General features: G+C 36.4%; 9 protein-coding genes. All 9 read left to right on the forward strand.

The window, feature by feature from the left end; all coding sequences use genetic code 11:
* Positions 1 to 60 precede the first annotated feature (60 nt).
* The 9 genes from ACHZES_RS18520 to ACHZES_RS18560 all read left to right on the forward strand — a co-directional run bounded on the left by ACHZES_RS18520 (position 61) and on the right by ACHZES_RS18560 (position 11,484).
* Complete coding sequence (locus tag ACHZES_RS18520) at positions 61 to 1,128, forward strand: glycosyltransferase family 2 protein (protein ID WP_404820258.1); 1,068 nt, start codon at positions 61 to 63, stop codon at positions 1,126 to 1,128.
* 83 nt (positions 1,129 to 1,211) lie between these two features.
* The gene (locus ACHZES_RS18525) at positions 1,212 to 2,231 is read left to right on the forward strand and encodes a polysaccharide biosynthesis protein (protein ID WP_395549014.1); all 1,020 of its coding nucleotides are present in this window, start codon (positions 1,212 to 1,214) and stop codon (positions 2,229 to 2,231) included.
* Positions 2,232 to 3,086, forward strand: coding sequence for an SDR family oxidoreductase (locus ACHZES_RS18530; protein ID WP_395549013.1), 855 nt, complete (start codon positions 2,232 to 2,234; stop codon positions 3,084 to 3,086).
* Positions 3,087 to 3,103: 17 nt separating this feature from the next.
* Positions 3,104 to 4,228, forward strand: a complete 1,125-nt coding sequence (wecB, locus tag ACHZES_RS18535) for a non-hydrolyzing UDP-N-acetylglucosamine 2-epimerase (protein ID WP_395549095.1) — start codon at positions 3,104 to 3,106, stop codon at positions 4,226 to 4,228.
* A gap of 59 nt (positions 4,229 to 4,287) precedes the next feature.
* Positions 4,288 to 5,553, forward strand: coding sequence for a hypothetical protein (locus ACHZES_RS18540; protein ID WP_404820259.1), 1,266 nt, complete (start codon positions 4,288 to 4,290; stop codon positions 5,551 to 5,553).
* Positions 5,554 to 5,681: 128 nt separating this feature from the next.
* Complete coding sequence (locus ACHZES_RS18545) at positions 5,682 to 8,222, forward strand: hypothetical protein (protein WP_154525414.1); 2,541 nt, start codon at positions 5,682 to 5,684, stop codon at positions 8,220 to 8,222.
* A 24-nt stretch (positions 8,223 to 8,246) separates the two neighbouring features.
* Positions 8,247 to 10,484, forward strand: coding sequence for an adenylyltransferase/cytidyltransferase family protein (locus ACHZES_RS18550; RefSeq protein WP_286173511.1), 2,238 nt, complete (start codon positions 8,247 to 8,249; stop codon positions 10,482 to 10,484).
* A gap of 290 nt (positions 10,485 to 10,774) precedes the next feature.
* On the forward strand, positions 10,775 to 11,155 hold the full coding sequence (gene flgB, locus ACHZES_RS18555) for a flagellar basal body rod protein FlgB (protein ID WP_092243337.1): 381 nt from the start codon (positions 10,775 to 10,777) through the stop codon (positions 11,153 to 11,155).
* A 17-nt stretch (positions 11,156 to 11,172) separates the two neighbouring features.
* Positions 11,173 to 11,484 carry a flagellar hook-basal body complex protein FliE gene (locus tag ACHZES_RS18560; protein WP_092243339.1) on the forward strand — a complete coding sequence of 104 codons (312 nt, stop codon included), beginning with the start codon at positions 11,173 to 11,175 and terminating at the stop codon, positions 11,482 to 11,484.
* Positions 11,485 to 11,496 lie beyond the last annotated feature (12 nt).

The following is an 11,496-nucleotide window of genomic DNA, read 5'->3' on the forward strand; positions in this document are numbered from 1 at the left end:
ATTCCCTTTTGTTATTCTACCATAATATTTATTTTTAAATTTAAGGGGAGTGATTTCAGCATGCCGATGTTTAGTATTATAATGCCAGTTTATAATAATGAGAGATACTTTCCGATGGCTGTACAAAGCGTTTTATCACAGGAATATAAAGATTTAGAATTAATTATTATAGACGATGGCTCCACAGATAAAACACCTGAAATAGCAGATTTAATTGCAAAAGAGGATAGGCGTGTACGTGTAGTCCACCAGAAAAACCAATGGATTTATGCAAGCCTTAATAACGGAATTCAAATTGCAAAAGGCAATTATATTTATATAGTTAATTCGGATGACAGATTAAGGCCGGGAAGTTTAAAAAATATGGCGGAAATAGTAGAATGCTTTTATCCGGATGTAATATGGACAAAGGTATTAACACATAAGTGCGATGATAATCAGAGAATCATCGAATATGATTATAGTAATTTTGATAATAAAATTGAAAGGGATATGCTTTTTGAGAATGCAGATGCCTTTCGGGATAATTGGATTTTTTTAAATAAGAGTAGCTTAATGAATAACCAAGTTAATTTATATAAAAGGAGCATAGCCCAAAAATATAAATTTAGAAATGATATTTACGGAGCAGATAGGCTATATAATATAAATATTGCTTCAGAAATAAGCTCGGCTTTTGTAATGAAAGAAGCTGTATATGACCATTTTAATTATGAGTCCGATGAAATGAATGTTTCTATTGGAAAGTATTATGGATATGAGCATGAAATGTTTAATCTATTTTATAATGAAAATAGATTGCTTTTAAGTGATTGGAATCGTTTGGATAATGAAGCACTGTCTTATTTAGCGTCTGCCAGGCTACGTGAGTTAAGTATTGAACTCCGTTCTTTAAATAATAAAGGTTGTGTCTTGAGTTTAGAAGAAAAAATAGAAAAAATTTTTAATTCATTTTTGGATAAAGATATCTATGAACTTGCTGAAGAATCGGGGAAATTAGAAGAATTAGAAGCAAGAGTTTTATCTGGAATGAGAGAGTTATTTATAAAGGAAACGTTAAGTCCTCAAAGTAATTTATACTTTTCATACGAGCTAATTGATTCATTATTAAAAAGAAGATTATGTTAAGATGAAAAATGCAATTTATCATCCTTTTAATAAATATCATATTGGACAATGTTTTTATAAAAAGTTAATAGGAGATATGAAAGATGTTTGAGGATAACATATTATTGATAACTGGTGGCACTGGTTCTTTTGGTAACGCAGTTTTAGAAAGGTTTTTATCTACAGATATCGGCGAAATCAGAATTTTTTCTCGTGACGAAAAGAAACAGGATGACATGAGAAAACTGTATAGAAATGAAAGGATTAAATTCCATATTGGCGATGTCAGGGATATTGCCAGTGTGAAAAATGCTATGTATGGTGTGGATTATATTTTTCATGCAGCAGCACTCAAACAAGTTCCTTCTTGTGAATTTTTCCCTTTAGAGGCAGTGAAAACCAATGTGCTTGGAACTGACAATGTATTGACTTCAGCCATTGATTTGGGAATTAAACGTATAATCTGTCTTTCTACTGACAAGGCTGCTTACCCTATAAACGCTATGGGTATCTCCAAAGCGATGATGGAAAAGGTTATAACGGCAAAGGCGAGAACCGTATCGGCTGATAAGACTACAATAGCATGTACCCGTTATGGTAATGTAATGTGCTCCAGAGGTAGTGTTATTCCATTATTCATTGATCAGATAAAAGCTCAAAAGCCATTGACGATTACTGATCCTAAAATGACTCGTTTCCTGATGAGTTTAGAAGAGGCAGTAGAGTTAGTGGTTTATGCATTCCAAAATGCTACTTCTGGAGATTTGTTTATTCAGAAAGCACCCGCTTGCACAATAGGTGTTTTAGCTCAGGCAATCATTGAATTATTTGATTCAAGCGCTGAAATTAAAAATATCGGCACTAGGCATGGAGAAAAGCTTTATGAAACGCTAATGACAACAGAAGAAAAAGTGAAGTGTGTTGATGAAGGCCAATATTACCGTGTACCAGCTGATAAACGTGATCTAAATTATGAAAAGTTTTTTGAAGAGGGAAATGCCGAGGTTGAAACGATTGAGCCATATACATCTCACAATACAACAAGGCTTAATGTTGAGCAGGTAAAAGAAATATTGCTAACTTTGAGTTATGTAAGAAGTGAATTGGAGGCATGGAAAAAATAGATGAAGATACTGGTATTGGGCGCATCTGGTATGGCAGGACACACGGTTTCTTTGTACTTTAAGGAGTGTGGTCATAGTGTTACAGCATTTTCTACAACACCATTTGTGCATTGTGAAAACATTGTGGGGAATGCTTTTGATACAGTCTTATTAAGAAAGGTTATTACTGAGGGGGAGTTTGATGGCATTATCAACTGTATAGGTATACTTAATCAAAGTGCGGAAGATAATAAGGCGTTAGCAGTATACTTAAATAGCTACTTACCCCATCAGTTGGTTGAACTGTCAAAAGGAACAAGAGCTAAATTGATACACATGAGTACTGATTGTGTTTTTTCAGGGAAGACAGGTAATTATACGGAAGAGAGCTTTAAAGATGGAGAGACTTTCTATGACCGATCAAAGGCTTTGGGGGAGGTTATAGATAATACAAACCTTACTTTTAGAAATTCTATTGTAGGGCCTGACATTAATGAAAATGGAATTGGACTATTTAACTGGTTCATGAAGCAACGTGGCACGATTAATGGATTTACAGGTGCAATGTGGACAGGTGTTACTACTTTGACATTGGCAAAAGCTATGGAGCGGGCATTTCAGGAGAATCTAACAGGGCTTTACAATCTGGTTAACAATATATCTATTTCTAAATACGATTTATTGAGTTTATTTAATAAATATTTTGGAAATGGTGAAATAGAGATTTTAACGAGTGACAAAATCAAGGTAAATAAACAATTAGTTAAAACAAGGGAAGATTTTTCCTTTGTTGTACCAAGTTATGAACAGATGGTAGCAGAAATGTATGACTGGGTAATAGCTCATAAGGAGTTATATCCCCACTATAGAAGATAGGTGTATTTATGAATAATGTGGTGAGATTAAAATTGATGACTATTGTTGGGACACGTCCAGAGATCATCAAGATGTCGGAGATTATTAAATCTTGTGATAAGTATTTTAATCATATATTGGTTCATACAGGTCAGAACTATGACTACACACTTAATGAAGTGTTTTTTAATGATTTGGGATTACGTGCTCCTAATTATTATTTAGGAGTAGTTGGTGACAATTTGGGAGAGACCATGGGGAATATAATATCTCAGTCTTATAGATTGATGCAAGAAGTGAAACCAGATGCGTTGATTGTTTTAGGTGATACTAATTCGTGTTTATCAGTGATTTCTGCAAAGAGACTTAAAATACCGATATTTCATATGGAAGCAGGTAACCGATGTTTTGATGAAAATCTTCCAGAGGAGATTAATAGAAGAATTGTTGATGTTACAAGCGATGTTAATTTATGTTATACTGAACACGCACGCAGAAATTTGGAAAACGCTGGTGTCAAAAAGGAATTTACTTATGTTGTAGGTTCTCCTATGGCTGAAGTTTTAGCAAAATATATCGATCAAATTGAAAATAGTAATGTGTTGGAGCAAATAGGATTAACGAAAGGAAACTATGTCCTACTTTCTGCACACCGTGAAGAAAATATTGATAATGAAGAAAACTTTTTACAATTAATGAGTTCTGTTAATGCAATAGCAGAGAAGTATAATATTCCAGTAATTTATAGTGCTCATCCTCGTAGTGCAAAATATATTGAAAAGAGAAACTTTAAGTTCCATCCTAATGTGAGAACCTTAAAGCCATTTGGATTCTTTGATTATAACAATCTGCAGAAAAATGCCTTTTGCGTGGTTTCAGATAGTGGCACTGTACCAGAGGAGGCCTCTTTTTTTAAATTTCCTGCTATTTCAATAAGAACTAGTACCGAAAGACCAGAAGCTTTAGATAAGGGAAATTTTGTGATTGGAAATATTACTACGGAGCAGGTAGTACAGGCTGTTGAGCTTGTTAGGGGAATGCAGGAGAATAATGAGTTGGGTGTCAATGTACCAGATTATATGGACCTAAATGTGTCAACTAAAGTAGTAAAGCTTATCCAAAGCTATACCGGAATTGTGAATAGAATAATCTGGAGGAAGTAGAAGATATAATGGATAGGTACAAACTTGCTTTCTGCATAGTAACATATGACAGAAGCATAATGATAGAGGAATTTTTGGAACAGTTTTTAGGATTATTCTTTGACTTAGGTATTGATATTTACTATTATGATTCCAGCGAAAATGAAAAGTCCAGACTAGTGGTAGAAAAATGGATGATGCTATATAAGAATCTTCACTACATCCGCATACCAACTACTTGGCATGCCAATAAAAAGGTACTGCACATTATTGAGCAATATGGAATGGAGCAGAAATATGATTATCTCTGGGTCTGTGGAGATTCTGTACGTTTTTCAGAATTAGCAATAAGAAAGATTCTTCCATTGCTTGATCGTAAGTACGATATGTTAATCGTTAGTGGTACTGATGATGGGCAGCTTGGAACACGAGAGTATATAGATAAAAATGAATTGTTTCAGAATTGTGCCTGGTATATGACTCTTTTTGGGGCTGTGATTTTGAATGTAAGTACTATGCTCAAAGGAATTCCGTGGGTGAGCATAAAAGAAAAGTATGAGATTCCTGATCGTATTAATTACTCTCATGTTGGATATTACTTTGAAATGATATGTAATCTTGACAAATTCTGTGCGTATCATCTTACCGTGGACCGAGGGGTATGGACATCTCGGTTTAAGCTTGCAGGAGGATGGTATCATGATACCTTTAAAATTTTATGTGAATATTGGCCGTCAACAATAGATGCATTGCCTCAGTGTTACACAAATAAAAAGGATGTAATTAATAAATTAGGGTATTACTCGTGCCTGACTCCAAGGTCTTTTTTACACTATCGGAGTGGGAATGTTTATAATGTACATACGTTTCTTAGATATAGGAAAGTTTTAAAGGATATGTCCCGTTTAAACACCTTCCAGTTATGGAGCCTGGCTTGTCTGAATCCGAAGTTGGCATATTATATCGCAGTTAATGATTTAAAAGCATGTATGAAGGATACAAAAAAAATCCACCGGCTTCGCAGTTTCTGTAAAAAATATCACACTATATACATTTATGGCGCAGGTAGAATGGCCGAACAGTATGGTAGATATATGCTGAGAAATGGAATCGCTTTTCAGGGCTTTTTGGTAACTCAAAAAGGGATGAACCCGGAAGAACTCCAGAATCATCCAGTTATACCACTGCTAGATTTTAAAGATTCATGGGAAGGTACCGGAATCATTATTGGTTTAAACCAACAAAATATGAAAGAGATCCAGTCTATTTTAAAGAAACAGGGCTTATGGGAAAATACATTTCAAGAATATATTTTGCCGGTTATGCTGGAAGACTGGAAGAAATAGATTTGATCACAAAGACAACCCTAGATGGATTGAAGACAAAAAAGTACGCAGTATCATTATGAGAATGCGTATGGGTAGATATTTTTATCTAGTGAATAGGTATAGAAATGCAAGGGGAGCAGAGAATTATGCGTACAATTATTAAAGAACAGCTCTTGAATCTGCTGGATTCTATGAAGCAATTACAAGGTTCACTATCTTCAATATCGAACAAAGAACAAATAATTCAGATGCTTGCGGATTGTCAAGATGCCGCAATAGCGATAGGTGAAGCACTGGAGAGGGATTCATCAGATCATGAGCTAATCGTCTCTCTTCTTGAAGAATACTGTGAGGAATCCTTTTATCTGTCGGAATTGCAGGAAGAAACTATTAGCAAGGAGAAAACATCGATATTAAATAATTTCACGGATAGGATCAAGGTTCTTCTAACTGACATTCCTTCCACTTATCAAGTGGTTTTTATGCCTTATAAGGCTTCTATGTGGGATAGCCTGGAGAGTATCTGGAGAGCCTGCAGAGAGGACGAGCGGTGCGAATGCTATGTGGTTCCCATACCATATTATGAATTTAATTCACAGGCTAACAGGTGGATATATCACTATGATGGAGATCAATATTCTGAGGAAGTTCCAGTTGTCCATTACAATGACTATTCCTTAGAACAGAGTCATCCTGATTTAGCCTATGTACATAATCCATATGATGATTGCAATTTGGTAACAAGGGTAGATTCGAGATTTTATTCTGGAGAATTGAAACGGCATGTTAGAAAATTAGTATATGTACCTTACTATATTACTAGTGGTCTTGTTCCCAAAGAGCATCTAGCATTTCCTGTATACCAACATATGGATTACATGGTAGCGCAGTCAGAATATAGCAAGCATTCTTGTACGGGCATGTACTACTATGATAAAATATTACCTTTTGGATCACCTAAGCTGGACCAGGTGATTAGGCTTTGTAGGGAAGGAATCATTATTCCTGAAACATGGAAGCCATTGTTGAATGGAAAAAAAATATTGATGCTGAATACCAGTATTGGGTGTTTTTTGCAAGAGGGAAGCGTATATTTGCAAAAAATCAAGAGGCTTTGTGAGGTTATAAGCTCCCATAACCAAGTGGCACTTATATGGAGACCCCATCCTCTTCTAGCCGCAACGATCAGATCAATGAGGCCTCACTTGCTGGCTGAGTATGATAGCCTAAAAGAATATTTTATCGAAAATAAGATTGGTGTACTGGATGAAACACCGGATATCTCAAGGGCAGTCGCCATATCTGATGCTTACATAGGAGAGGAAGGTACATCGGTAATCTATTTATTTGGAGCGGCAGGGAAACCGATTTTCATACTAAATAATCACATTACAAATGCTTTTATGGATGAGGAGAAAAGAAAGGTCCATATTTCCGATATGGTAAAGCTGGAGGATAAAATATGGTTAACAACTAACCGTTATAATGCCCTTTTCTATGCGGATGCCAGTATAAATCTGGTGCATTATGTGGGCCGTGTGAAAGAGCAGCTCAAATGGCATAGTGCATATCCTTTCCTTACGACAATAGGTAAGAGCATTTTTCTTTCCCCATATTTTGCCGGACGTCCTGCAGTATATGATATGAATTCCCAAGAGATGAAGTTGATTGGGGAAGAGGATATAGAGGAAGGCGCAATGCGAAGGTGCATTATACCTTATGGCAACCGGATATTTTATTTACCTTTGATAGATGACTACATCGCAGAACTTAATTCAGAAACGGGAGAATGGAGCTACCATACGGAATGCATGCAAGAACTATGGAAAGAAGTGGGTAAAAATGAAGCTACTAAGCAAGGAACGATTTATGGATATGCAGTAAGTGGCAAAGATATGTGGCTCACTGCGACTTATACCAATCGCATACTACGGTTTAATATGGAGGATGGAACGTATACGATTTATTCTGTAGGAAGCATGGAAAGCGGCTACTCAGGAATCATAGTGGAGGAACGTTACTTATGGCTAGCTGAGGTAAATAGTGGCAATGTAGTCAGATGGGATAGGCGTTCAGGGAAGGTTAAAACGTTCCCCATGCCTGAGGGCTTTCGATGTTGGCATAATGTAATGGGTAGGAGTTTGGCCCACTTATCCTTGATAGATATGGAAAATTGGGTGGTGACTGTACCGGGATTTTCCAACTGCATGGTGAAATTGGACAAGAAAACAGGAAAGTCATCTCTATTATTAGAAGATTTCTGGAAGAAGGCAGAGGAAAAGGCCAATGGCTATAATCCTGAATTTTTCTTATCTTGTGAATTTGGTGCAAAGATAGATCGGGATGTTATTATAGTCCAGAGACATTATGATGATGCCACAGCATTGATCCGTGTGGAGGATGAAACATATGAGATGTACTATCCTGCCCTTGACGAAGAGAACTTCGTAAAACTGACAGAAGGCGAGGATGGTTTTGAAAAGATAGAAAAAAAGTGTGGCTTTTTCCGAAGAGAAAGTAAGATATTCTCATTTGAAGGATTTGTGGAGGATTTGATTAATAATAGATTGGGGGAAGTTAGAGGAAGGCAGTTGGAGGAATTATCCACTTTGGCCGCTAATCTGGATGGAACTTGTGGAGTCAAAGTACATGAATATATGATGAATGTCTTGGAAAATAAAGAATAATCAGAATTTTATACGGAGGCAGCTATGGATGTGGATAAAATGATTTGGGATATGCCTAAAGGATTGCTTAACTGGTATGATTTTTGTGTGGAAGGAGAGGTTCTTTGTATTGAGGACAGGGAGAGCAGTATCAAAGAGCTTTTGCAAAAAAAATGCAAGAAGGTCATCTGCGTAGATAGAACTGCCGCTTTGTGCGAAGGTTTTTTAAACCAACATAAGGAAGCCTTTGATTATATTGTCGTAATTGGTGTCGCAGAGCGTCTTACCGATCCGGTTCAGGCTCTTTCTGCATGGAGAGGTTTGCTGAATAGTAAAGGAAGGCTACTTCTTGGCATGGATAACCGTTTGGGATTGCGTTATTTTTGTGGTGATAGAGACTCCTTCACTAATAGAAGCTTTGATGGAATAGAGAATTACCGCACCCTTTTAAATGGGGATATAAAGAATTTTAAGGGACGGAATTATTCCAAGGAGGAAATATGCAGTATATTGGATTCATCGGGGTGGTCGAATAGGAAATTCTATTCGGTCTTGCCAAACTTGGATCTGCCTCAGTTGATTTATTCAGAAGACTATCTTCCTGTTGAAGAATTAGATATCAGGCTTTTTCCCATGTATCGTTACCCAGATTCTATATTTCTTGAAGAGGAATATCTATATAAGAGTATTATTAAGAATGGAATGTTCCATACGATGGCTAATTCTTTTTTAATAGAATGTTCTATAGACAATACATTTGAAAATGTGAATCATGTAACTGTTTCTATGGATCGGGGCAGGGAGAATGCCATGGCAACGATTATCAGGAACAATCATATGGTAGAAAAACGGGCATTGTTTGAGGAAGGAATACATAAGCTGCGAGAAATCAAAGAGAATGAGGTAGATTTAAGGAATCATGGGCTGAATGTATTGGAAGGAGAATGCTATTGTAATTCCTATCATATGCCTTATGTGGAAAGTGAAACAGCAGTGTCCCACCTTCGTAGGTTGGCGAGAGAAGATCTGGAGTTGTTTAAAGAAGAAGTAGAGAGGTTTCGGGGATTCATCTTGCAGTCTTCGGAGCATGTAGAAGCAGAAGAATCTAAGGAAGAGATGGGGATTCTCTTACGAAGAGGGTATTTGGATCTGCTCCCTCTTAATTGCTTTTATGATAAAGGGAAATATGTTTTTTATGATCAGGAATTCTATGAAGAAAATTATCCGGCCAATGTTATTATTCTCAGGATGATTGAAACAATTTATACTGGTGATTTGGATATAGAAGCAATACTTCCAAGGAAATATTTTTTTGAAAAGTATGGCCTGGAAGAGAAAATGGCATTATGGTATCGTATGTCCTGGGAGTTCATGACAAAACTGAGAAATCAAAGAGAATTAAGAAGCTTTAATGAAAAATTCCAGAGAAATAAGGATGTTGTACATACCAACAGACAGAGAATCAATTATTCTGCCCCAGAGTATCAAAAGATTTTTGTAGATATATTCCGAAATGCAGAAAAGAAGAAGCTGATTCTATTTGGTTCGGGAAATTTTACAAAGAGTTTTCTTGCTCAATTTAAAAACCAGTATGAAATTTATGCTATCGTTGATAATGACCTATCAAAGTGGGGAAGCAGATTGGAAGGTATTGAGATTCAGTCGCCTCATATCATTGAGGAAATACCAAAAGAGGAAAGCAGGATTATTATATGCATTAAAAATTATGTTGCCATTGTTCATCAGCTGCAGCAAATGGGGGTGACGGATTATTGTATCTATGATACGAATTCAGAAATTCCTGGAAAACAGGAAGTGATGCCGGTTACTGTAAAAGATATGGATTCATTGCCAAAAAAGTATCATACCGGATATATTGCTGGAGTATTCGATTTATTTCATATAGGGCATCTGAATATGTTCAAAAGGGCAAAAGAGCAGTGTGATTATCTGATTGTAGGAGTAGTAACGGATGAAGGTGTTAGGAATTATAAAAAAGCGGATCCGTATATTCCATTTCATGAAAGAATAGAGTTAGTCCGTTCTTGTAAATATGTGGATAAAGCTGTTGAGATACCGTTTCATTATAGCGGAACTAGAAATGCTTATCGAATGTATCACTTCGACTGCCAGTTTTCAGGAAGCGATTATATAGATAACCCGGACTGGTTAGGAGAGAAAACCTTTTTGGAAAAGCAGGGAGCTGACCTGGTGTTTTTTCCATATACGGAAGAAACAAGCTCTACAAAAATAAAAAAATTGATAGAAAAATCATTGTTATAAATTTAATTTCCTGATTTCGGATGAGCGACCTGTCTGACATTTTTGAGACAAGATTATCATTTCCGAAATCAGGATTTATTTTTTTTGACATTATCTTAAGATTTAAAGAAAATTTCCTGACAACTTTCTTGACAAAATCTGTAAATAAATGTAGAATATAGTAAGAAAAATTACAGAAAAATTAAAAAAAAAGGAAAATCCTGTTGAATTTAACTGGAGAAGGTAATTTTCTTGTGGTGAAATACAATTCCCATGTATCTTCAAGGGGAATGAAAGTGAGGAGCAATAGGATGGTTGGGATATTTGGAAATAACATTTCCATGGCGGAAAAAACTTTGGATTACCTGTGGTCCAAGCAATCGGTAACATTGGATAATATTGCCAATGGTGAAACCCCAGGTTATAAGGCCCGTTATGTTACTTTTGAGGATGAATTCCGTAAACGCTTAATGGCCAGCAGAGAGGGCACATCAAAGGATATAGGAAGAATCATAGGCAACTCCAGACATTTTATCCATGAAACTAAAGATGAATCAGCGAGAATGGACGGAAACAATGTCAACATGGATGTAGAGAATGTGGAACTGGCTAGGACAACTCTTCAGTATCAGTATCAGCTGAACGCGTTGAATAGTGAAGTAAGCAGGCTTCGCACGGTTATTAAAGGCTAAAACGGGAGGTAAATGAGATGGAGCAGATGTTTATAAGGCCTATGATCCCCATGGAGTCCATTGGGAATATAGGAAGCGAAAAGAAAGTGACAACCGGACAGGATGGAAGTTCGGTATTTCGGGATATATTTAAAGAAGCCATTCAGAACGTAAAAACCACGGATGCGGATTTAACGGTACAAGAATATTTACTGTCAACAGGTCAGATTGACGATGCGCATACCGTGCCGGCAGCGGCAGCAAAAGCCCAGTTATCTGTAGAACTCTTAACATCTCTTCGGAATAAGGCACTGGAAGCCTACAATGAGATTATAAGAATCGGCGTTTAAGTAGATAACAGG

The organism is Lacrimispora sanguinis, assembly GCF_044987295.1.
Classification (GTDB): domain Bacteria; phylum Bacillota; class Clostridia; order Lachnospirales; family Lachnospiraceae; genus Lacrimispora; species Lacrimispora celerecrescens_B.

Bases quoted from the DNA above. Each gene is read 5' to 3' on its own strand.
- ACHZES_RS18520 (WP_404820258.1), top strand. From the start codon at position 61: ATGCCGATGTTTAGTATTATAATGCCAGTTTATAATAATGAGAGATAC.
- ACHZES_RS18525 (WP_395549014.1), top strand. From the start codon at position 1,212: ATGTTTGAGGATAACATATTATTGATAACTGGTGGCACTGGTTCTTTT.
- ACHZES_RS18530 (WP_395549013.1), top strand. From the start codon at position 2,232: ATGAAGATACTGGTATTGGGCGCATCTGGTATGGCAGGACACACGGTT.
- ACHZES_RS18540 (WP_404820259.1), top strand. From the start codon at position 4,288: ATGATAGAGGAATTTTTGGAACAGTTTTTAGGATTATTCTTTGACTTA.
- ACHZES_RS18545 (WP_154525414.1), top strand. From the start codon at position 5,682: ATGCGTACAATTATTAAAGAACAGCTCTTGAATCTGCTGGATTCTATG.
- ACHZES_RS18550 (WP_286173511.1), top strand. From the start codon at position 8,247: ATGGATGTGGATAAAATGATTTGGGATATGCCTAAAGGATTGCTTAAC.
- flgB (WP_092243337.1), top strand. From the start codon at position 10,775: ATGGTTGGGATATTTGGAAATAACATTTCCATGGCGGAAAAAACTTTG.
- ACHZES_RS18560 (WP_092243339.1), top strand. From the start codon at position 11,173: ATGGAGCAGATGTTTATAAGGCCTATGATCCCCATGGAGTCCATTGGG.